Below are 22,452 nucleotides of genomic sequence, written 5' to 3'. Positions count from 1 at the left end.
AACTATCGGGAAAAGGTCCATTATGTGCCTTGCCCGTATTAGCAAAACACCTGATCTCTTATCAAATCAACTTTACCACATTCAACCACTGACTCGACATGAAGATTGTCGAATACCCAAGAAACTTGTATCAACACAAGGGATACAGTAATCTCGAAATACTAGACATATTGTACGTTATCAGTTCAATCTTACGCTGACTAGTATAAATATGTTTTAGTTTAGCAACACTTATACCATGGATAGGTTAGGGTTTCATCGCAGTTATGACAGCGCCAGCATTAACTTCAATTGAAGAATTTTATCAGTTCTCATCCCCACCCTTCAGGTTAACTCCTGATCCTCACTATATCTATCAGACTCAAAGCTTTATTCATGCCAAACGTACGCTGCAGCAGTTTATCACCACCGATGATGGCATCTTATTAATTGATGCTCAGCCTGGCTTAGGTAAAACAATCTTACTGCAGCACTTTTCTGAGCTGCCACTTACTAAGATAAAAGCCTTTTTTATTCAGTGCTTTAATTTATCTTCTGATGAGTTATTTGAGACGATAGTTTTCGCCTTACATTTAAAACCCGAAAAAACAAAATCAAAAAATTTAATGCTAATTAGCCTATATTGTAAAAGGCTTAGAAAACAAGGGTTTCATCCTATTCTTATCCTAGATGAAGTTAACTCTCTTCCTAGCGAAACACTAAGAGAGCTTGGCTTATTAATGAGTATAAATTTATCAAAGTCACCTTTGTTTCAGCTTATTTTGTCAGGCACTCCCCAAATCAACGACAGCCTATCTGAGGAATCTTTACAAATTGTTAAAGATAAAATCCTACACCGAATATCGCTCGGTCCTCTTAAGCGTCAAGAGGTACAGGCTTATATTGACCATCGCTTAGCCTTAGCCGGAGGAAACCCACCCACACTTCCATCTCAAAAAGCCGGTGACTACCTATTCCGATTTAGCGGTGGCGTTCCAAGAATTATCAATCTCATCATTTATCGACTATTGTTATTAGGCACTCAAGAAAAAAAACATGAACTGGCTTTTATTGATTTTCACAAAGTGATTCATGAACTAAAAAACGAAGGGCTGCTTCCCCACATCAAAAGCTAGGAACAAGCCCTCCCTATCACAAAGAGGGGCTTGTATGACCACCCATTTGACTAACTTCGAAGAACATATCGACAGCTTAACCCGCTTTATTGACCACAACCAAAGCATCGATAACTCCTTACATGAACTCGCGTTATTAGTTGCTTCAACGCTTCACGTATCTAACTGTTCTTTGATGTTCTTAAAAGACAATGCAGACCCATCGACAGGCAAACTGCCTCTTAGACTTCACGCCCACTCTGGTGATATACCAGAAAGTGCATTTACCAGCCCCAAATCAGCAACGGGGATAGCTGAACATGTCATTAGAACAGGTAAAGCCCTGCTGGTAGCCGATATTCTTAAAAGCAGTTTTGCCGAAGGCGCAACACATAAAGGCGGTTTTATTACACTGCCTATTCGTTTTGATGACAAAGTTATGGGGGTCATCAACATTAGCAAACCGATTGACCAACGAACCTTTTCCGATAACGACCTACAGACCGCAACGATTCTTAGTTTGTATCTAGCAAAGTCTATTCAGCTCCTTCATTTAGAAGCCATTTTTCATTCGCGCTTTGCTATGGCCGCCTTAGAGAGAGAACAAGCGAACAGCACTTCTCCTGTGAAAGACTTTACAGGCAACCCTGAAAAGGTCGTGAAAATATTAGCAAAAGGCTTTTATCATGAATTAAAACAAATGGGGATTGGCTCTGATCACATCATTACTGCTGCAACAGAGATGATTGGACTACTCAACGGAGAAATTGGCAACGATCCATCCGAGCACAAGTCAGCTTGATGGCTTTTTCTCTTTAATAAACGGAGCAACAAATGCTTTAAATGACAAATGTCTGATTAATAAATGCGCCGGCATGCGCAAGGCATGACCACGTATGAATAATAGTTTGTTAGCACAATAAGCTCGCAGGCTTGATTGGTACATTGTATGGGGCGGCAATAATACTGGAATAAACAACCAATCCATTATCGTGGTACCTAACTTCGGTGTCCAAGCCTCACTAACCCTAAGCATTGCTGAATCAGGTATCGGGGTTTCAAACAGTAGTCGGCTGTAACGCATTGCATAATACAAAGGGGGCAACAAATCCAAGCTGACCGCACGCCCAATGATCTGATCTAGAAGGTCATCATCAGGCTTTAGCTCCCGCATCAAACCATCAAAATCTAATAGATCGCGAAAAGCATGATCAAACTCAGAATCCATAAACAGATGAGTAGCTGTATGTAACACTTGATCAATAGACGAAAGTGTACTGACATGCTCGGAAAAAGCTTGCGCTTCTTTCAATAGCTTATCCGCATCAGGTTTCAAACTGGCCGTTAGCGGCAAAATAGTATGGTGTAAATCTAAAACCGTGCCCCGCTTAGCATGTACCAATGGCGGGAGTTCATGCATCCACTCTCGGTAATAACGCTGATCATAGTCAGAATGATGGCTGCTCCCCCACCCAAGCCACTGCAACTGTGATTCTACATAGCTCAAATTAGCTTTAGGGACGAGTATATCGATATCAGAGAAAGTGCGTCCTTTAGCAAACGCTCGCTCACCTAACACATAGGCAGCCCCTTTTAGTAAAATCAAGGGTTGGTCGCAAGCATGAAGAATAGGCCATAGACGTTCAACTTCTTGGACGGCATCTCGCCTGTATTTTTCAGCGATAACGGCTGCCGATGACAAATGCCATTGAACAACGCTAGGGATCTTCGATAGCTCATCCCTAGCGTCTAAGCGATGAAACAAAATACCAAGTACATTAGCACTGCGCGCTAACTGAATTACCGTATTCCACTCAGCCAGTGACAGTTGATGTCCGGCAGCTCGGCCGTTAAGCAGCTGACACAAGTTAACGCAATCATGAGGGATCAAAGAGGCACCTCTCAATCTCAACAATAACTGCATCGAGCGAGCTATATTGGACATCGTAAACATCTGAGTTTTTAAGCAAGCGATGTAAAGTGTGGAATCCTTGCTCACCTAATACATGATAGTTAAACGCGTTGTTAACCAAATCAATAAAAGCTGCCCCTTTATCCACAGGCTCGATCAAGACATGAGACCCCGCATCGTACCGTGGAAATATAACCATAGCCGGTTGTGCGCACGTGCGTGACTCACTCATGCTTTCAACCGGAGGTCTAAAATGGGTTACACACCCTTTAAGCGTATCTGTACAAAGTTTGCCCCGCACCGCATCAGGCCAAAAGGACTCAATGACCTCTATAGATTCATTTTTCAAGCTGATAGGTTTAGTAAAAGGCCTCACCAGGCCTGTACTGACATCAAGCAAGGTTAGCTCATCTGACAAAAGTCGCCATCCGCGAGCAACGAGTGCAGTGCACAACGTGCTCTTTCCCGATCCAGAAGGCGCAGGTAAGATCAGTGCCTTCCCTCCTTTCTCGACAACCGCAGAATGTAATACTAAATGCGTTTGCACATGTGCAGAAATACACCAATTTATACCCCATTCTAGTAAAGCAGGGGACTGACCAATAGGTAAAGGGGTAAACGGCACACTGGCGTTAAATACAAACTCGGCAAGCGGCTTAAACCAACGCCTCAAACCTGATACTGGACGCACCTCAATGGGAAAATCGATAAATGTGCGGCGTAATTGACATGGAGCTTCAGAATAAAGATCGATAATATGATCACTGACATCATCAATGGAAGATGTTATCTGAAACCAATAACCACCGATTTCTATTCCGACACCTGTCGTTTTAAGATAACGAGTTAGATCATCACGACTACAATCTGAGACAAGCATAATCTATTTAAGCAAACCCTCACTAATCATTGTTTTTATCACAGCGTCAACTTGACCGTCTGAGCTGTCATTAAGCAAGGAAGTTAATTGATCTACACTATACAGAACGTTCTGCTCAAGTTTTTGTAACGCATTAAGCACACTTGAGGAAACCAAAAGGACTTTATCACTGAAGACGTGATGGAGGATAACAGAGTAATCAAACTCGGCAACTAAAAAGTCATCGAGTTTGATTGCTGTTTGATAATGCTTCATTACTACGTAGCGTATTAAACGTATGAACCGTCAAAGTAATCGTACAAGGTAAAGCCCACACCGTTTGGATCGTTAGCCCAATAGACAACCTGACCAGTGCTCATTGTGTAGCCATTACCGTTTAGCAATGCCGTAAATATGGCCAACACTTTATCCACAGCATAGCTCGTAGTTGGCTCACCTAATGTGATTTGACCATCAGCAGCATTTAAAAGAGCAGCAACAGCACTGGCTTCAATATCATTACCAAGCGGGCTGTTTACACCCGTTTTATTACGTAAAACTTCTAATAAGGTAACTTTATCGTCAAAAATTGAAACGTTAAAAATCTGATTAAAGCTGGCTGGGCTGCGACAGAATACAAGGTCTGTGTCTGCATCAACGTAATAACCGTTATCTTCACCCCATGTTGATACCGAAGCCGAGCATTCTAAAATAATATCATCTTCTTCAGCAGAACTTGCCAAGCTTGTTTCATAATCGGCTAGGTACTCGGCAGGCCACAACATAGCGTTATCGCGCCAGTAGGTTGCACTTCGCCCTGCCGCTTCCTGACAAGCAACGGATTCACTTGGGTGATGAGATGCAAAAGTAGCCGAATTAAATGCAGACGGCGCACATAACGCACCACCCCATGCAGTTCGGCTAGACATGGTGAAGATAACGGGCGCAGCTAAACCAGCTCCGAACAATTTACGGCGGCCACGGTTAACATTTTTTGAATGAGTCAAAGGGGTAGAATCTACCTCATTATTACTCGTCTCTTTATGATCCATCATTTGTTAATCCTGTTATCCCACTTAAGATAATATGTATATCTGAAATTTACGGCTCTGGACTCAGATATATACTTAACTTTTAAAGCAAAAAACGCACCAAATAACACAAAAACTCATATTAAACAGTGTGTTATATGTTTAAAAATCAAACCGGCAACATTTCAAACACTAAACATGTAAAAAAGGCTGACAAAACCAGCCTCATATTACACTAAACCTAAGGCAATACCTTTGCTCTATGTAACCAACTTCGACTAGAGACGCCATAGCTCAAGTGTTTTATCAGCAAAATCTTCCCTGCTCATTAGACACTTAACATCAACGACAACGGCATTTTCTTCAGCCAATGAGGCTAAATCATTGGCCGTTAGACGCTTATAATCAGAATGTGCGACGGCTAAAATGATGGCATCAGCTTTAGGTAAATCATCCCACTCAGAAAGCGAAACCCCATATTCATGAACCGCCTCTTCTTTATCCGCTATCGGATCGTGTACAGAAACCTGACAACAATAATCAGACAGTTCATTAATGATATCCTCTACCCGCGAGTTGCGTAAATCGGGGCAATCTTCTTTAAAGGTTAAGCCCAATATGGTGATTTTTGCACCATTCACTGGTTTACCGAGTTTAATCAGGCGCTTAACCGTTTGCTCCGCGATATACTTACCCATGCCGTCATTTGTTTGACGACCTGCCAAGATCACCTGTGGATGATGCCCTGCCTCTTCGGCCTTGAAAGTCAGATAATAAGGATCCACTCCAATGCAATGGCCGCCAACTAATCCTGGACGAAACGGCAGAAAATTCCATTTAGTCCCAGCCGCTTCAAGTACATCAAGCGTATCAATATCTAATTTATGGAAGATTAATGAGAGCTCGTTCATCAAAGCTATATTCAAATCACGCTGAGTATTCTCAATTACTTTAGCCGCTTCAGCCACTTTAACACTGGCCGCACGATGAACACCCGCATCTACAACTAATTCATATAATGTAGCGACCTTATCAAGCGTTTCAGCCGTGTCACCTGATACTATTTTAACAATCGTTTCTAGACGGTTAACTTTATCACCTGGGTTAATTCGCTCTGGCGAATACCCAATGAAAAACTGATCTGTATCTTTTAAAGGCTCTGCAGAGCCCCCCCATGTAAAACCAGACTCTTGTTCCAGTATGGGAATACAAACCTCTTCAGAGCAGCCTGGATAGACAGTTGACTCAAATACAACAATTGCGCCAGGCTTTAAGTGAGAGCCTACAGTTCGGCAGGCACCTTCCAGAGGCGAGAGATCAGGCCTACGCGCTTTATCTATGGGGGTTGGTACAGCCACAACGATAATATCTGCTTCAGACAGTCGCGAAGGATCACTGGTGTACTCTAGCTTTGTAGCTAACGCTAAGCCGCCGTCTTCGACTTCGCCACTTGGATCAAGCCCTTGACGATAATAGTTAAGCTTTTTCTCATCGAGGTCGAAACCGATTGTCGATATCTTTTTACCGAAAGCCACCGCCAGTGGCAAACCAACATAACCTAAACCAACTACAGCAATTTTTTCCATGGTTTATTCCGCTTCCATTCCAAATATCCAAGAGCCTTAATTAGAGCTCTGTAAAAAATACACTACCACACACTAACACTAGTTACTTGAAAACCATTTCACCGTTTCTGATAAACCATCATTTATTCGATGGGTTGGTTTGTAACCAAGAAGCGTTATAGCCTTAGTTATATCCGCTTGCGAATGCCTAACATCACCCGAACGAAAATCAGCATAATTAGCAGAAGCATGGCTGATTTTAGGATCAATCTCTGAAAGCAAGCGCTTTAGTTGAGCGAACAACTCATTTAAGGTTGTGCGATCACCGACAGCAACATTATACACTTGATTTATCGCGGCTGGATCATCCGAAAGTGCTGCAAGCAAATTCATTTGCACGGCATTTTTCACAAAACAGAAATCACGAGACGTTTCACCATCTCCGTTAATCCGACAGGCTTCATGATCTTTTAACGTCTGACACCAACGCGGAATAACGGCGGCATACGCGCCATTGGGGTCTTGCCGCGGTCCAAATACATTAAAATACCGAAGCCCCATAGTGGGTAGCTGATAAACACGGCTATAGACGTCGGCATAGAGTTCATTAACAAACTTTGTAACTGCATAAGGAGACAACGGGCGACCAATGGTATCTTCTTGTTTAGGCAGTCCTGGATGGTCACCATAGGTCGATGAGGAAGCCGCATACACAAAGCGTTTAATACCGGACAGCCGAGAAGCTTCTAGCATATTCAAGAAGCCGTTGACGTTTGATTCGTGGGTAAGGATCGGGGTTTCAATGGAGCGAGGTACACTACCTAACGCCGCTTGATGCAACACAAAATCAACCCCATCAACGGAATCCTGACAATCGCTTAAACTGCGGATATCACGTTGGTAAAAACTGAAGTTTGACCATAGGGATGGACCTACAGTCTCTTCGACTTCATCTAAATTTGACTGACGACCCGTAGAAAAATTATCAATGCCTACCACCTTCTGGTTCAGCGTTAGTAATTCTTCTAGTAAATGGGAACCGATAAAACCAGCAACACCGGTAACTAACCAAGTGTATTGGCAAGAACTTAATTGATCACGAACCCTGTCAATTGCAGACATGAGACAACCTTTTATCTGATCCTTGATAAGTGCAGACTGCACTTTACTCCTCGAACTCGTTACAATATTAATGCCTATTCATTACAATTTCACATGAAATTTAAAGCAAAGGTGCTTTATTAGACATTTTCAGGGAATAAATCGCGCTAAATGGATATTACAAGCAGTATCGGCCTTGCTGGCTACGCCCTTTCTTTTTTGCTGTTTTCGCTGTTAGCGCTCACCTGCTTCATTTCTGCCAAAAACGTCAATAGCCAAACTCGACTAAAAGCGCTGCTTGTCACCTGCTCTATTTGGGCTGCTTCAATTACGAGTGCGTATTTATTCAACTACGCCTCTTTACTCATTATTCACACGACTGAATTACTAAGAAGCGTAACATGGGTAGTATTTCTCTTTGCTCTAGCCGCTCCAGAAAATACGCTTCCGCCCCAACTGTTTAGCGCTATCACTCAGTCCAAAAAAAATATAACCCTGATTATAGCGACCTTAACTCTGCTCTCATTGGGTCCTCTTTTTATCCCCGAAACAACATTAGCATCCTATCCACAGCTATTAGAACTACCTGTTATCTTACGCATAATTATGTCTGTCGTTTCGCTACTTCTTATCGAGCAGATATACCGAAACTCGGACCGTGTCCGACGCTGGGCCGTCAAACACTTATGCTTAGGAGCTGGTTTAATCCACGCATATGACTTCTATTTGTTCGCCGACGCGGCTTTATTTAAGCAACTGGATAATAATTTATGGGATGCAAGAGGAGCTATTAACGCTATCGCCATTCCTCTAATCGCACTTTCAATCGCCAGAATGCCCAGTTGGACACTCAAATTACAAATTTCACGACGCCTAGTATTTCATACTGCCACGTTGTCTGGGGCAGGCATCTACCTTATCACTATGGCTGCAGCAGGGTATTTCATCAAATTTTACGGTGGAAATTGGGGCAGTGTCATACAGACCGTTTTTATCATAGGTGCTGCCCTCCTCCTTTTTACTCTACTATTTTCAGATAAGATTCGCTCAAATATTAGAGTACAACTCAATAAACACTTTTTTTCGTATAAATACGACTACAGGGATGAGTGGCTAAAATTCACTGCCCTACTGTCCGATAATACCAACGACACTCCTGAACGAATTTGTATCGCTTTCGCCACCATAACTAAAAGCCCAGGATGCATCCTGTGGAGCCGAAACACCCAGGGTGTCTACGAACGGGTTGCCGACTTCCACATGCCAGAAAGCATCAATTTCCAAGCCAATGAAAGTCTTACTCACTTTTTAGAAACTTCTCAATGGGTTATAGACTTAGACGAGTACAAATCCACGCCACAGCGTTACCCAAACTTGGTCATTCCTGACAACATTCTATCTGTACCGCAAGCATGGCTACTTCTACCATTAGTATTTAATGAAGTCTTGTGTGGCGTGATTCTCATAAAACGCTCATCGTTTATTACCGTTATCAACTGGGAAGACAGAGACCTTCTAAAAATCTCAGGAAAACAAGCCGCCATTCTTTTATCACAACACCAAGCCAGTAAAGCGCTGATAGAGGCTCAACAATTCGAGGCATTCAATCGCCTTTCCGCCTACATCGTTCATGATTTAAAAAATATATTGGCACAGCAATCTCTCATTGTTACCAACGCTGAAAAGCACAAACACAACCCGGTCTTTGTTGACGATGTCATAAAAACAGTTAAAAACTCAGTGCAACGAATGACAAAGCTGATGGACCAAATGAGAAATGGGATGCGTGGAAAACACCCTAAGCGCCTTGAGCTCAATCTTCTTTGCGAACAAACCTGCCAACGCTTTTTACAAAGCCAGCCAACGCCTCAGTTACTATTAACCGACCCAATTTACATTTTTGCCGACATGGAGCAGCTATCCAACGTGATCGGCCATCTAGTACAAAATGCTATTGACGCGACTTCTAGAGCTGGCGAAGTGGTCATCAAAATTAGCCAATCCCAAACCGAAGCGCTCATCGAAATTATTGATTCTGGTTCAGGCATGGATGCACAATTCATTAAAACACGTTTGTTTAAACCGTTTGATTCTACAAAAGGACTTACGGGTATGGGCATTGGCGCTTACGAGAGTCGCGAGGTGATACGCGCACTTGGTGGTGATATCGACGTTAGCAGCCAGATAGGCTTAGGATCGCACTTTACTGTCCGTCTGCCTTTAATCATGGAATAATAGGCGTATCGCTCACATTGAGCAAAAGGAAGAATTACGTGAATGGAATATCAAAAAATCTACTCATCGTAGAAGACGACGAAGGTCTACAAAGCCAGCTACGCTGGTGCTTTGATGACTTTGAAGTATCCATAGCAGGTACACGTGAAGAGGCGATTACGCACTTACGCCGTAATGAACCTGGAGTTGTGTTACTAGACCTTGGACTACCCCCAGACCCTGGTGGCACCACGGAAGGCTTTGCTACATTACAAGAGATTCTGCGACTCACACCGGAAACTAAAGTTATTGTCATCACTGGTGATAATGACAGAGCGAATGCGGTTAAGGCTATAGCGCTGGGTGCTTACGATTTTTATCAGAAACCTGCTGATCCTGAAATCTTAAAGCTTATAGTTAATCGAGCGTATCAAGTTTTCGAACTTGAGCTTGAAAATAAGCGCCTGCAGTTAAACAGCCATCAATCTATGCCACTAGATGGCATTATCGCAAACAGTGCCAGCATGCTTAAAGCATGCCGTACAATAGAGAAAATAGCGCCATCCGACATCAGCACTTTACTGCTTGGCGCAAGCGGAACGGGCAAAGAACTGTTTGCTCAGGCAATACATAATCTGAGCAACCGTTCAAACAAAAAGCTAGTCGCGATAAATTGCGCAGCAATCCCTGAAAACTTACTGGAAAGCGAGCTTTTTGGTTATGAGAAAGGCGCATTCACGGGCGCCGTCAAACAAACGATCGGCAAATTCGAAATGGCAGATGGTGGCACTATATTCTTAGATGAAATAGGCGACTTGCCCTACGAGCTTCAAGCCAAGTTATTACGCTTCCTACAGGAACGAGTCATTGAAAGGGTTGGCGGACGCAAAGAAATCCCAATCGATGCGCGAATAATTTGCGCCACCCATCAAAACTTAGCTGAACATATTAAAGAAGGACGCTTCAGAGAAGACTTGTTTTACCGCATCAGCGAAATAACGATAAATATCCCCGCTGTTCGGGAGAGAGAAGGAGACGCTCTGCTTATAGCCAAAGCTTTTCTAACCCGCTTCAACCAAGAGTACGGTAAAAGCTTACGAGGCTTTAGTCCTGAAGCGATTCAGGCAATTGAGTCCTATGACTGGCCAGGTAACGTCAGAGAATTAGAAAGTAAAATAAAGCGCGCCGTTATAATGACTGATGGTTTACTGGTAGAGTCTGACGACCTAGATATAGACGATACAGACTCACCAGACACCCCACCCCTCAATTTAAAACAAATAAGAGAAGAAGCCGAGCGCAAAGCTATCTTACGCGCGCTTCAACATGCCAACCAAAGTATTTCAGACACTGCAAAGCTATTAGGAATTACCAGACCGACCTTATATAGCATGTTCGAGAAATACGACATCCACCCTAAAAACCAATAAAAAAGCCGCTGTAATAACTGCAGCGGCTTAAAGTTCTTTCGGCTAATCCAAGTTACAGGAAGGCTACCGCGATCCTTTTTGGAATAACACGACTTCGACTGTTTGAATTAAAATATACATATCTAAAAAGAAACTATGATTCTTTACGTAATACAAGTCGTATTGAAGCTTCTGCAAAGAGTCCTCATCAGAGGCTCCATAGGGGTAGCACAATTGCGCCCAGCCAGTGACGCCAGGGCTCACTCGATGACGTTCGCCATACAGTGCATTCAAATCATTCAGATGATCAACAAACTGTGGGCGTTCAGGCCTTGGGCCGACCAAACTCATATCTCCGATTAAAACATTCCATAGCTGCGGCAATTCATCAATGCGAAATTTACGAATAATATTGCCTACACGTGTAACACGTGGGTCGTTTTTCTGTGCCCATTGAACTTTGCCCGAGGATTCAGCATCAGTTCGCATACTTCGAAATTTATATACATCAAAAGGAAGGCCGTTTTTTCCGACCCGTTGTTGCTTGTAAAAGATAGGCCCCTTACCCTTACTTTCAATCCAAATCGCCAAGGCGGTAACTAAGATAAAAGGTGAAAAAAGAGTAATTAAAAACACACTAGCCAAAAGATCAATAAAGCGCTTTTTAATGGCTCTCCACGCATCAGGGTTAAAACCGCGTGAGTAAATCATCCAGCCGGGATTAAACAAATCTAGCTCAATCACCCCTCTCTCACGTTCAAAGAAATCCAACATATCATTGATAGCGATCCCGCTCATCCGACAACGAAGCAATTGATCGACGTGCAACGACTGCCGACGGTCATCCATCGCAATTATAATTTCATCAATATTATGCTCAACCGCCCATTCAGAAAGACAAGCCTGATGAGTTACAACCTTAGCACCATCGACTAAAGCCTCGCCGGTTTCGTGACTTGAGGCCTCAACAAAACCAACTAATTCGAAACCTCTTCGATCAGCCTTTCGGCGCAAACGGTTAATATGGGATGCTCGATGGCCAGTACCGTATACTAATATCCGCCTTTTAAGCAGTATGCCATCGACCCAACGATAGAAGGCAGCCCTGATAAGCAATATAACAATTGCTGAAGCCGCTGCCGCTGTAATGCCAAGCGTGAATAAAGGATACCCTCTAATCCACACGGTAACGACATTGATTAGATATAAGCTAATTGTGGATAAAATTAAAGCAGCGAAAATTCGCTTTAGGACATAAGCAGAATCAGCGCGCTGCCGTGTATCGTAGAGACCTACTGACGACAAGAAAAAGGCTAACATCAATGGGGGGAATAGCATGCGGATTGCATCGCCTAGCCCCTCAACTTGCCAACCAGATAGAAAACTCATCAACGCCGATAGCGCAACAAACTCAGTGGCTGCCAGCAAAAGAAATTGGCCATGGACGTAATGGTTGAAAAGGCGAAATTTACCAACAAAAAGAGAGCCATTACGCTTTGATCCCTTTTTGTCATTTAAGTTAGCCGCATCTAACGCGATTGAATCTGAACGCGTGTATGCAGAGGCGCTGACTTTTTCCATTACAAACATCCCTGGCTATAAGCCCTTAATCTTTGAAAAGATTAGTGTTTCAACGTGCTCAGAAGCTGAGCTTCTGTACTACTTGAACGAATGAAACATCTTTAATCCTTAAAGATGCTACAACAAAAAGACTCGTTTAAGTGGTGTAATATACACCATCACATATGATTTCCAAAGCAACCAATACCAATTTAGCTCAAGCTACTTTGTTATATTTTTCCAAGCTCGGTAATAGTTGTTGGTATACAACATCATAGAGCTCTTTTAACTCAGGTTTTATTCCTTCATAGGCCGCATTAGTTTCAATGACATAAGGGGCTCTCACTCCATGATAGTCCATATTTTCACCCGCTTTTACAAAATTGAAACCAGATCGTTTAAGCAAACGAGGCAAAAAAGGCTCCATCATTGCAAACACCTTCTCGCGCTGAAAATGCTTTGCCAAAACTGTCGTCGCTAAGAATGCTGAGACGGCTATTATAGGAAATAAACGTTTTTCTGCCTCATCAAACTGTAAAGCATACAGGTTACCGAAACGCGCACTTTTTTCACTCTCACGCCGCCTAAAGGTAGCATCTACAGCTAAACGTGAAATTTCTCCCAACCCCACTCGCTCCCCCCCTAAAAGGGCAAGAGATTCATCATTTAGTGCTTTTGAGCAATACTTCTCCAATGGCAAAACTGCCTTTTGGTTATCTCTTAATGTTGCAGGAACAAGCCTTACGCAAGCAGCCGTATAGCCTGAGGAACGATGAGTAATAAGGCAGTGATACGAAATATCATCAAAGTCATCTTTCTCCATTTCACTGGTGAAATTCTCTTTTTCCTCATACTCAAACTCTTCGCAATACACACGGTAACGCGTCTTATATGCTTCTAGCTTTTCTTCTTCCGTAATAGCTAAGCTGACACAAAAGTATTCATTAAAATTCTCTGCTAGAGATAATGTCATAGTACACCCAGTGTCTCGATATTGAGACAGATAAAAAAACTTAACTCACTTAATATCTCAAGACTAGTTCAAGAACAGAGGATTATCATGAAAAATAATCAAGTCGCATATAATGATTAACACTTACATGGTAAATTGAGCAGGTAAAGTTGACATGGAAATAGAGTCAGTTATGAAGCCCTCTTTTTTAGAAAAAAGCATCATCAATAAAATACTTTCTGTTGCATTAGCTACAGCAATAATGACAGGCTGTAATTCAAGCGATAAAACTTACGCTGAATATATAGAAGAATCTGAAAAGTATATACAAAACAAAGAATTTAAAAGCGCTGAGATTAGCTTAAAGAATGCTATTCAGAAATCACCCGATGCCCCCGAGTCCCGCTTCCTGTTAGGCAAACTTTACTTTGATACAGGCAATACTCCTATTGCCGCCGTGGAACTTCGCAGAGCCGTGCAGTTAGGCGCCAATTCACCCCAGGCTTTTACTACATTGGGAAAAGCCCTACTGCAGATTGGCGACACTGATACTGTAATCGAGAAGTTCGTCGTTTTCCCTGATGACTCAGAACAACTTAAAGCCATAAAAAAAAGCTTTAGTGGCGATGCACTACTGAGCAATAGGCAAGTAGATAATGCCAAAATAATGTACGACCAAGCTCTCCAATTTGACCCTAATAATGTTCGAGCTCAACTTGGATTAGCCAAAGTCTCTGTTATCAACAATCAGCTTGATCTCGCATTTGAAAAGGTCGATGCGACCATTGAAAGCAACGAATCAGATGCTAGCGCCTGGATTACTAAAGCGGATCTGTTCCGTATCCAAAAAAATTCGAGTAACACAATTGCCTCTTTTCAAAAAGCACTCGAGCTTTCACAAGGCAAAGCTCCCGATACCACGTACATTGCAATTCGTAACTTGAGCTATGAATACCTGCATGCTATGGATTTGGAAAAAGCCTCAGCGGTCTTAGAGAAGCTTCCCGCCGCCTATAAAAAACAATCACTCTCAGACCCTATGATTAATTACGTCAGAGCGTTTGTTGCATTTGATAACAAGGACATTCCTAAAGCCAAGGAGTATGCTGAAAAAGTACTACCTAGCTCCAAATTTCCTTTCATACTCCTCCTCTTGGGCAATCTAAACCTCCAAGAGAACAACTTAGAACAAGCAGAACAACAGCTAGAAGCCTTTACCAAACTATACCCCAATCATCCAACGGGTAATAAACTGCTGGCGATGGCGCAAATAAAGCAGAACAACTTACAATCGGCTTCTGAAACACTATCGGGAATTATTGATCGCTCGGGCAGTAACGTTGACACATCCACTATCGCCTTACTGGCTAATGTCAACCTCCGATCGGGAGATGCCAAAAATAGTGAAAAGTACTTCAAGATGGCCTTGGAACAACAACCAGAAAACGAAAATTTTAAGTTTGGCCTCGCCCAAAGCTATTTCCTACAAAGCAACACGGAAGAAGCCATTGCTGAACTCGCCAACATCCCAGAAAACAGTAAAAATCGTATTTTAGCCTCTCTAGCGATTGCTGAAGCCTTAACGCGAGAAAAAAGGTTTGATGAAGCCATTAAAGAAGTAGAAAAGCTTCCCTCAAACTTAGCTAACAATGCCATTATCCCGAGCTTTAAGGGTACCGTTTACCTATTTGACCAGCAATTAGATAAAGCTGAAGAGCATTTTAATAACGCCCTAAAAATTAAACCTAATTATGCACCTGCTATTCGACAGCTAGCCTATATAGACTCAATAAAAGGCGACAGCCAGTCAATGATAAAACGTCTAGGCCAAGCAAACACAGATATCCCTGACAACTACCCACTTACAATTGATTACGCAAAAGCACTATTCCAAACAGGCGCAAAAGACCAAGCTATAGAAGAGCTTCAAAAGGCAATTAAACTTCGCCCTCAAAGCGACGAAGCGCGTATCCTGTTAAGCAAAATAGAGCTCACTAACGAGAAACCTGTTGCCGCTATCGCACAGCTCAATGCTTTAAATAATGCCAACACAGCGGAAGCTCAGATTTTACTTGGAAGATCTCGCTTCATGATAGGAGAATACATTACTGCTTTAGATGCATTTAAAAAAGCATACGAAACTTCCCCGTCCGCCAATACAGCTCTCTTAGTATACGAAACATACAAAAAATCCGGGCAAACATTGCAAGCATCTGATTATTTGAATAGGCAAAAGAAAAACCACAGCGACTCAGAGCCTTTCTTAATCATCGCCATCAACGAGGCGATCAGAAGCAACGATATCAACGAAGCCAACACGCTTACTGACACACTAAGCACTCTAACCCCCGAGAGCAAAGCCTTACACCCATTACGCGCCACAATCTTGAGCGAGCAAAAATACGATACAGCTGAACAAGCCCTGAAAAAAGCCTTCTCTGAAACTGAAAATATTGCATACGCAAACGCACTGATTAGCGTATACAGCAAAAATAATGAGCTACAAAAAGCTGTTGAGTTCACAAAATCACAAATTAAAGCGCAAAAAGAGAGTGATTTCTTTTACACAGCCCTTGGAAGCCTGTATCTAACCTCTCAAGATAACAAAAATGCACTTGTAACTTATGAACAAGCACTCACAGCCAACCCCAATAATGTAATAGCGCTTAATAACTCGGCTTGGCTACTGAAAGACAGTGATAAAGAAAAAGCAAAATCACTTATCAATCGAGCTCTTGAGCTCGCACCTAACAATAAAGACGTTTTAGACACAGCCAAGGAAGTTGGTCTTTAGAGGGCTGGCTGACTAGGAGGTAAGCTTAAGCTGTGGCAATAGCATGTTAGTTATTGCCACAGCTCCTTGCTTAGACAGGTGATAAACATCATCAAAACCCGAAGCGTTTCCGTAATAAGGGTCCGGTATCTCTAGCCCCTCCTCTCCCAAACAATCTAAAAACAAAGGCACTTGATACCGGTATTCTTTCGCCACCCTATCCTGTACTTGCTTATCAACAGCCAACACTAAATCGTATTCAGAAAACTCTTCAGGCAAAACTTGTTTTGATCGGTGTGAACATAATACAAAATCGTGCTCATGCGCGAGCCGATAGACACGCGGATCTGGCCTAGAGCCCACCATAGACACAGACACACCGGCCGACTTGACTGATACCACATGATCCGCGCCTTGGCGCTTTAACTCATCAATAATCAACGCGGCTGCCAAAGGTGATCGACACATATTCTCCATACATAAAACTAAGAGTCGCACCTGAGGCTTCACTAAGCCTAATTTATAAGCCAACTTACTTCGACTTAACAACATCAATAGGCTTTCCTTCCGCTCGCTACCAAAATGCTAGCGCAAATTATGAACATGCCGAACAGGAATGGCATAACTAATACCGCTGGGGTTTTCCAATACACTTTCTTTAGTGCCTTTAACATAAACACTGTTTAACACCCCGATAACCGCCCCAGTCTCTGGGTCATAGAGAGGGCTGCCGCTGTTTCCTGGGTAAGCGGATGTATCCAATTGATAGACATTGAGAGGCGATCTAAGTCTTTTTATTTGTGCCGCAGTCAACGATTTAGACGAAAATGCAGGCATTACCACTGGTGTTACCGCCGAAATTATGCCTTTATTGGTAACAGGGTATAAACCCAACACCATGCCCAATGGGTAGCCAGTAAAGGCCACTTCTTTGCCTTCGTCTATTAATGAAGCGTTCGCAAGCGTCAAAGGCTTTACCTTACCTTCAATTCGTAAAATAGCTAAGTCGTGCTCTAGATCGACTTTATGCACAACGGCTGGATAGGCTTTGGCACGCTCACCTTGGCCGACAAAAACAACCATTTTCTCATTTTTAGCTATATCAACCTCATGGCTAGAGATTACATGATAGTTAGTCACGATTTCATTACCCGCCCCTATAGCAAACCCTGTTCCCCAATAGGTCGACGGTTTCTTACCACGCGGTACAGCTTTGGGCGGATATGCAGCTCCCACAGCAACCACACTTGGTTTAACTTGCTTGATGGTTTGACTGAGATCAGCATGCGCAGTGTAGGAGCACGCCAGCAATAAGATACAAAGAAAATGGCTTATCGATAATGTTTTCATATTGCGCATCCTTGAAACGAGCTTGATTCCATAACGTATACACATACTACCCAAAAGCTATAGAATGAACCAAGGATTCATGCAGCTAAAGGAATTATTTCATGCTCGCCACGTTGGACGACTTGATTACACAACAAGCACAGCGCACACCAGAGTCACCCGCCCTTCGCCTTAAAGACACTACGCTTAGTTACCGTGAACTCAACGAAGCCATTGATAGAGCCGCTTCTGCATTTATAGCAGCGGGCATTAAGTCCAATGACCGGGTTGCTGTCTATTTACCTAAGACACTAGAGGCTGTGATTACCTTATTCGCCGCTTCCCGCGCATCGGCTGTTTTTGTACCAATCAACCCGTTGCTTAAGCCCGCTCAGGTTAGCTACATCCTAAATGACTGCCATGTCCGACTAGTCGTCACCTCATCCGATCGCACTCACTTATTAAAGGATGTTATCAATACCTGTCCATACTTAAGCGACATCGTCCTGACCGATTCAAAACCAGGTCCGGAGGTTGCATCTGTTTGCTTTACCACATGGTCTACTTTTTCGGAAACGCCTAAGGCTCAATTCCCTAAGCGCATCGACAGTGACCTCGCTGCTATTTTGTACACCTCAGGCAGCACGGGTAACCCCAAAGGGGTCGTTTTAACCCATCGCAACATGCTTACCGGCGCGCAAAGCGTTGCAAGCTACTTAAAAAACACATCAGATGATGTGCTTTTAGCCGTTTTACCTCTTAGTTTTGACTATGGTTTAAGCCAACTTACCACAGCCTTTCACGTAGGTGCGAGCGTGGTTCTAATGGATTATTTACTCCCTCGCGACGTAATTAAAGCAGTTAGCCGTTACTCCATAACAGGGTTAGCAGGCGTGCCGCCTCTATGGAACCAACTCGCCCAACTGGATTGGCCTGAAGAAACAAGGCGAACATTGCGCTATATCACAAACAGTGGCGGCGCCATGCCTGTCTCTACGACAAAACTATTTAGAGAAAAACTACCTACTACTGAAATTTATTTAATGTATGGCCTAACAGAAGCATTCAGGTCTACGTTTTTGCCGCCTGAAGAAGTCGATTTACGTCCCGAATCGATGGGCAAAGCAATACCGAACGCAGAGGTATTAGTTTTAAGAGAAGACGGCTCAGAGTGCGACATAGACGAACCCGGAGAGCTGGTTCACCGCGGCCCGCTTGTATCACTCGGCTATTGGAATGACCCTGCTAAAACTGCGGTTCGTTTCAAGCCCATACCCACAGGCGGCTGTACTGAAGTGCCGCTTACAGAAATAGCGGTTTGGTCAGGAGACCGTGTAAAGAAAGATAAAGATGGCTATCTGTACTTTATAAGTAGAGCTGATGAAATGATTAAGACCTCAGGCTACCGCGTAAGCCCAACAGAGGTTGAAGAGGTCGTATATGCTTCGGGACTAGCAAAAGAACTTGTCGCCATAGGTGCCAAGCACCCACAATTAGGTGAAGCGATTATTCTGATACTGGTGACGGACACTGAGATCGAAACAAGCGAATTTGTGCGTTATTTTCAGCGCAACCTTCCCGCTTATATGCACCCCAAACATTATGTACATGTAACGGAATTACCTCGAAACCAAAACGGCAAAATCGACCGTAAAATGCTAGCCGAGCAATACAGCAATCACTTTATGGAGCTAGAATCGTGAATAAGCCCAAGCATGCACCAATGACACAATTTTCATCACATGAAGGCGAACTAGTTTCAGGTGGGCAGCCCATATCCCGTATAGCTGCGCGCGTAGGGTCCACACCTTTTTATCTCTATGACCGCAGCATAATGACCCGTAAAGTGGCCGAATTACGTCGTTATTTCCCGGACTCCCTACATCTGCATTATGCGATCAAGGCCAATTCGATGCCGGCTGTTGTAAATCACATGGCTGCAATTACCGATGGCCTTGATGTAGCATCAGTGGCTGAAATGCATGTCGCTCTTGATACAGGAATACCAGCCGAATTAATTAGTTTCGCTGGTCCTGGAAAAACACGTGAAGAACTTCGCTCAGCAATAGCGGCTGGGGTAATTATCAACGTCGAGTCTCCTCTCGAACTAGATCGCATTATTCATATCAGCGAAGCTTTATCAATTAAGGCGCTTGTTGCTTTACGCGTAAATCCAGATTTTGAACTAAAGTCATCAGGCATGCGCATGGGAGGCGGAGCTAAACCTTTTGGTATTGATGCCGAGCAAATCCCAGCTCTTATAAAATCCATTCCCTCCAACCTTGTCACCTTCAAGGGGTTCCATATTTTTAGTGGCTCACAAAACTTAAAACCAGAGTCCATTATTGAAGCTCAAACCAAAACACTTGAACTGGCCTACCGGTTAGCTGAAGGTGTCGAAAATGACATTACGTGGCTGAATATTGGCGGCGGCCTTGGTATTCCATATTTTCCGGGCGAACAGCCGCTCGAACTTGAAACAATCGCCACCAATCTTGAGCAACAACTCGCGATTTGCAAAAACAAACTGCCCAATGCTCAAGTGGTCATGGAATTAGGTCGCTACTTAGTAGGTGAGGCCGGCCTATACATCGCCGAGGTTACTGACATTAAAGAATCGCGCGGCGAAACCTTCGTCATTACCAATGGTGGTTTACATCACCATTTATCGGCGTCAGGCAATTTTGGCCAAGTCATTCGTAAGAATTATCCGGTTTGTGTTGCCAACAAGATGGAGGCTGACACGCTTCACAAGGTTAGTGTTGTAGGACCATTATGCACACCGTTAGATATTATCGCGGATAAGCTTGAGCTTGCCCCTCTGGAAGTGGGTGATTTAATCGCCGTTTACCAATCTGGAGCATACGGCTTTACTGCAAGCCCTCGGGATTTTTTAAGCCAACCACAACCCAAACAAATACTTATTTAGCCGCCTTTTGATCAAGTTGCTGTACCCACCGAGCTGTGGCATCAGCGACTTGATCACGCCACCGCTGCGTAGAAAAGGTATGATCTGCATCCGCGACCTCAAGCGATTCCACCATACTACTTTCAAACCACGCCGATAACCCGTCCTGTCCTTTCATAGCTAAGCGAAACTCAGCTGCTGTCAGATCATTCTCGCTCAAGATAACAAGCGACCTTCCTGCAAAAACTTGCAAATGCGCATTCAAGCGTGCAGGTAAGTCGAGTCCTGATTCTAAACGAGGTAACGATGCCTGCGGACATGATTTATCGGTAGCGCTAGACACTGAAAACCGTGTTTTAATCAAAGCGGCAAAGGAGCTAATAGACTGCTTGATATTCACGCCGCCACTGAACAATTTTTTCCAAAAGCTTTTTGATAAAACGCGCTCTAAATAATAATGTTTTAACATCGCTTCAGCCTCACCCTGCTCACTTCTTACCCATGGATTAAGCAGCACTAAACCAGCAACACGCTTATCACTGGGAGCATAGAAAACCGAAGCGGTAGCTGCATCACACAACCCCCACAGCACAACACGCTTAATTGAAGGCTTGTGAATCAACAGTGCATCAACAACCGATCGAATGTCGTCATCAACCGACTCAAAACCAAGCAGCTCGCCAGACGAATCTCCCATACCCCGGTAATCAAATCGAACGCTCGTGATACCTTGAGCTGCTAGGTGTCTAGATAGCAATAAAAACTGTCGATGACTACCTACCCGATACTGCGGGCCACCCACTACTATAATAACAGCGGTATCTGATAGATTCGCACCTACTCCTTCATGCAGCAAGCAGCTAAGGGCAGCCCCATTACAGATTACCTTGAGCGGTTTACTTTCGCCTTCAGTAGTGTTCACAGACGTCAGTGCTAGCGGCCCACATAATGCGGGGCCCAACAAACTAGCTGTTTGCGTGATCAGCTCAGGATTACTGACTAACTCTTGCGTACCCCAAAAAGCGTCACCTAGGACATTTTTCACATCCACCACGAGCACATCCGATAGCTGCTCAACCAGGCGGCGCGCAGGCAAATTTAGCTCTACTTCACGGCTGTTAATATCAACCCAAAATACCTGCTCAGCTTTAGCAAAATCATTTACGCGCAGAGAAAGCCCTTCCAGTTGCTCAGGCATATCAGGATGTATACCGTACCCTGCTATCTCTACCAAAGACTCCCCATCAGATATTAGTGACTTAAGCTCATTAGCTGTTTCTCGCTGGCCCGACATCATAGAAGCCGCTATGCGTAGTCGTAAAAACTGAGTAAACATCAACTTTCCGTCAAGCACGGGTGCCCAAAACAAAAAGCGATCAAAAACAGGGCTCTGTTGAGCAACTGCACCTGCCAATAAACACCCCGCTCTTAACCCCCAAGCAACAAAGTGCTGAACACCTTGCTCAACAAGCAATGATATTAAGAAATTATAATCGGCAACCCAGCGATGTGGTGTCGCTTCACTAAAGTCACCTTCGCTATCGCCGGTTCCATATGGATCCAGCACTAAGACTCGATAGCCTTGATGAGCTAAAGCCGCTGCTTGCAGGTGCACGAGATGGCGAGATTTATTCATTTCCTCAGCAAACGCAGGGAAATGAATAACACATGACGAAGATTCCTTCCCGTAGTCACATAAAAAAAGGGCTCCATTAGGGCCCTTTATGAAATAACTATCCATAGAC

At 43.6% G+C, this 22,452-nt stretch carries 18 protein-coding genes; 7 read left to right on the top strand and 11 right to left on the bottom strand.

Annotation, left to right across the window (positions count from 1 at the left end):
* Nucleotides 1-266: 266 nt before the first annotated feature.
* Together BS617_RS02835 and BS617_RS02830 are read left to right on the top strand one after the other, a co-directional pair.
* The gene (locus BS617_RS02835) at nucleotides 267-1,115 is read left to right on the top strand and encodes an ExeA family protein (RefSeq protein WP_075171391.1); all 849 of its coding nucleotides are present in this window, start codon (nucleotides 267-269) and stop codon (nucleotides 1,113-1,115) included.
* Between the two features lie 34 nt (nucleotides 1,116-1,149).
* Nucleotides 1,150-1,896 (top strand): GAF domain-containing protein, encoded by a 747-nt coding sequence (locus BS617_RS02830; RefSeq protein WP_075171390.1) that lies wholly within the window; start codon nucleotides 1,150-1,152, stop codon nucleotides 1,894-1,896.
* Here BS617_RS02830 and BS617_RS02825 read toward each other — a convergent pair.
* From BS617_RS02825 to BS617_RS02800, 6 genes are all read right to left on the bottom strand, one after another.
* Nucleotides 1,888-2,985 (bottom strand): nucleotidyltransferase domain-containing protein, encoded by a 1,098-nt coding sequence (locus BS617_RS02825; RefSeq protein ID WP_075171389.1) that lies wholly within the window; start codon nucleotides 2,983-2,985, stop codon nucleotides 1,888-1,890. The two genes, BS617_RS02830 and BS617_RS02825, sit on opposite strands and share 9 nt — an antisense overlap.
* Nucleotides 2,972-3,886, bottom strand: a complete 915-nt coding sequence (locus BS617_RS02820; RefSeq protein ID WP_075171388.1) for an HprK-related kinase A — start codon at nucleotides 3,884-3,886, stop codon at nucleotides 2,972-2,974. Before BS617_RS02820 ends, BS617_RS02825 begins: the two co-directional genes overlap by 14 nt.
* Nucleotides 3,887-3,889: 3 nt before the next feature.
* The gene (locus BS617_RS02815) at nucleotides 3,890-4,141 is read right to left on the bottom strand and encodes a hypothetical protein (RefSeq protein WP_075171387.1); all 252 of its coding nucleotides are present in this window, start codon (nucleotides 4,139-4,141) and stop codon (nucleotides 3,890-3,892) included.
* Nucleotides 4,142-4,155: 14 nt separating this feature from the next.
* Nucleotides 4,156-4,920, bottom strand: coding sequence for a hypothetical protein (locus tag BS617_RS02810; RefSeq protein ID WP_075171386.1), 765 nt, complete (start codon nucleotides 4,918-4,920; stop codon nucleotides 4,156-4,158).
* A 254-nt stretch (nucleotides 4,921-5,174) separates the two neighbouring features.
* A complete protein-coding gene (locus BS617_RS02805) occupies nucleotides 5,175-6,482 on the bottom strand; it encodes a nucleotide sugar dehydrogenase (RefSeq protein WP_075171385.1) in 1,308 nt (435 codons plus the stop codon).
* A 78-nt stretch (nucleotides 6,483-6,560) separates the two neighbouring features.
* Nucleotides 6,561-7,583, bottom strand: a complete 1,023-nt coding sequence (locus BS617_RS02800; protein WP_075171384.1) for an SDR family oxidoreductase — start codon at nucleotides 7,581-7,583, stop codon at nucleotides 6,561-6,563.
* Between the two features lie 150 nt (nucleotides 7,584-7,733).
* On the opposite strand from BS617_RS02800, the gene prsK reads away from it, so the two are divergent.
* Nucleotides 7,734-9,797, top strand: a complete 2,064-nt coding sequence (gene prsK, locus BS617_RS02795) for an XrtA/PEP-CTERM system histidine kinase PrsK (RefSeq protein ID WP_075171383.1) — start codon at nucleotides 7,734-7,736, stop codon at nucleotides 9,795-9,797.
* Nucleotides 9,798-9,835: 38 nt separating this feature from the next.
* Entirely contained in the window at nucleotides 9,836-11,206 is a 1,371-nt protein-coding gene (prsR, locus tag BS617_RS02790; RefSeq protein ID WP_075171382.1) for a PEP-CTERM-box response regulator transcription factor, read from the top strand.
* A gap of 63 nt (nucleotides 11,207-11,269) precedes the next feature.
* Here the strand turns inward: prsR and BS617_RS02785 are convergent, their stop codons facing one another.
* Entirely contained in the window at nucleotides 11,270-12,766 is a 1,497-nt protein-coding gene (locus BS617_RS02785) for a TIGR03013 family XrtA/PEP-CTERM system glycosyltransferase (RefSeq protein ID WP_170870311.1), read from the bottom strand.
* A gap of 196 nt (nucleotides 12,767-12,962) precedes the next feature.
* Nucleotides 12,963-13,718, bottom strand: coding sequence for a PEP-CTERM/exosortase system-associated acyltransferase (locus tag BS617_RS02780; protein ID WP_075171381.1), 756 nt, complete (start codon nucleotides 13,716-13,718; stop codon nucleotides 12,963-12,965).
* Between the two features lie 154 nt (nucleotides 13,719-13,872).
* On the opposite strand from BS617_RS02780, the gene prsT reads away from it, so the two are divergent.
* On the top strand, nucleotides 13,873-16,491 hold the full coding sequence (gene prsT / locus BS617_RS02775) for an XrtA/PEP-CTERM system TPR-repeat protein PrsT (RefSeq protein WP_083609909.1): 2,619 nt from the start codon (nucleotides 13,873-13,875) through the stop codon (nucleotides 16,489-16,491).
* A 12-nt stretch (nucleotides 16,492-16,503) separates the two neighbouring features.
* On the opposite strand, the gene BS617_RS02770 is transcribed toward prsT, so the two are convergent.
* Nucleotides 16,504-17,022, bottom strand: coding sequence for an arsenate reductase/protein-tyrosine-phosphatase family protein (locus tag BS617_RS02770; protein ID WP_075171379.1), 519 nt, complete (start codon nucleotides 17,020-17,022; stop codon nucleotides 16,504-16,506).
* A gap of 33 nt (nucleotides 17,023-17,055) precedes the next feature.
* On the bottom strand, nucleotides 17,056-17,820 hold the full coding sequence (locus BS617_RS02765; protein ID WP_075171378.1) for a S1 family peptidase: 765 nt from the start codon (nucleotides 17,818-17,820) through the stop codon (nucleotides 17,056-17,058).
* Between the two features lie 101 nt (nucleotides 17,821-17,921).
* Here BS617_RS02765 and BS617_RS02760 point away from each other — a divergent pair, with 101 nt between their 5' ends.
* Both BS617_RS02760 and BS617_RS02755 read left to right on the top strand, forming a co-directional pair.
* On the top strand, nucleotides 17,922-19,502 hold the full coding sequence (locus BS617_RS02760) for an acyl-CoA ligase (AMP-forming), exosortase A system-associated (RefSeq protein WP_075171377.1): 1,581 nt from the start codon (nucleotides 17,922-17,924) through the stop codon (nucleotides 19,500-19,502).
* The gene (locus BS617_RS02755; protein WP_212667403.1) at nucleotides 19,499-20,728 is read left to right on the top strand and encodes a pyridoxal-dependent decarboxylase, exosortase A system-associated; all 1,230 of its coding nucleotides are present in this window, start codon (nucleotides 19,499-19,501) and stop codon (nucleotides 20,726-20,728) included. The genes BS617_RS02760 and BS617_RS02755 overlap by 4 nt, the downstream gene beginning before the upstream one ends.
* Here BS617_RS02755 and BS617_RS17975 read toward each other — a convergent pair.
* Entirely contained in the window at nucleotides 20,721-22,448 is a 1,728-nt protein-coding gene (locus BS617_RS17975) for a hydrolase 1, exosortase A system-associated (RefSeq protein ID WP_170870310.1), read from the bottom strand. The two genes, BS617_RS02755 and BS617_RS17975, sit on opposite strands and share 8 nt — an antisense overlap.
* Between the last annotated feature and the right edge of the window lie 4 nt (nucleotides 22,449-22,452).

It is taken from the genome of Neptunomonas phycophila (assembly GCF_001922575.1).
In the GTDB taxonomy this organism is placed as follows: Bacteria; Pseudomonadota; Gammaproteobacteria; order Pseudomonadales; family Balneatricaceae; genus Neptunomonas; species Neptunomonas phycophila.
This window is presented reverse-complemented; position numbering and strand designations above follow the sequence as displayed.

Excerpts from the sequence above, each read along its gene's own strand:
- BS617_RS02770 (WP_075171379.1), bottom strand. The coding sequence starts at position 17,022 with ATGTTGTTAAGTCGAAGTAAGTTGGCTTATAAATTAGGCTTAGTGAAG.
- prsK (WP_075171383.1), top strand. The coding sequence starts at position 7,734 with ATGGATATTACAAGCAGTATCGGCCTTGCTGGCTACGCCCTTTCTTTT.
- prsT (WP_083609909.1), top strand. The coding sequence starts at position 13,873 with ATGGAAATAGAGTCAGTTATGAAGCCCTCTTTTTTAGAAAAAAGCATC.
- BS617_RS02760 (WP_075171377.1), top strand. The coding sequence starts at position 17,922 with ATGCTCGCCACGTTGGACGACTTGATTACACAACAAGCACAGCGCACA.
- BS617_RS02820 (WP_075171388.1), bottom strand. The coding sequence starts at position 3,886 with ATGCTTGTCTCAGATTGTAGTCGTGATGATCTAACTCGTTATCTTAAA.
- BS617_RS17975 (WP_170870310.1), bottom strand. The coding sequence starts at position 22,448 with ATGGATAGTTATTTCATAAAGGGCCCTAATGGAGCCCTTTTTTTATGT.
- BS617_RS02765 (WP_075171378.1), bottom strand. The coding sequence starts at position 17,820 with ATGAAAACATTATCGATAAGCCATTTTCTTTGTATCTTATTGCTGGCG.
- BS617_RS02805 (WP_075171385.1), bottom strand. The coding sequence starts at position 6,482 with ATGGAAAAAATTGCTGTAGTTGGTTTAGGTTATGTTGGTTTGCCACTG.
- BS617_RS02785 (WP_170870311.1), bottom strand. The coding sequence starts at position 12,766 with ATGGAAAAAGTCAGCGCCTCTGCATACACGCGTTCAGATTCAATCGCG.
- BS617_RS02815 (WP_075171387.1), bottom strand. The coding sequence starts at position 4,141 with ATGAAGCATTATCAAACAGCAATCAAACTCGATGACTTTTTAGTTGCC.
- BS617_RS02835 (WP_075171391.1), top strand. The coding sequence starts at position 267 with ATGACAGCGCCAGCATTAACTTCAATTGAAGAATTTTATCAGTTCTCA.
- BS617_RS02800 (WP_075171384.1), bottom strand. The coding sequence starts at position 7,583 with ATGTCTGCAATTGACAGGGTTCGTGATCAATTAAGTTCTTGCCAATAC.
- BS617_RS02810 (WP_075171386.1), bottom strand. The coding sequence starts at position 4,920 with ATGATGGATCATAAAGAGACGAGTAATAATGAGGTAGATTCTACCCCT.
- BS617_RS02830 (WP_075171390.1), top strand. The coding sequence starts at position 1,150 with ATGACCACCCATTTGACTAACTTCGAAGAACATATCGACAGCTTAACC.
- BS617_RS02780 (WP_075171381.1), bottom strand. The coding sequence starts at position 13,718 with ATGACATTATCTCTAGCAGAGAATTTTAATGAATACTTTTGTGTCAGC.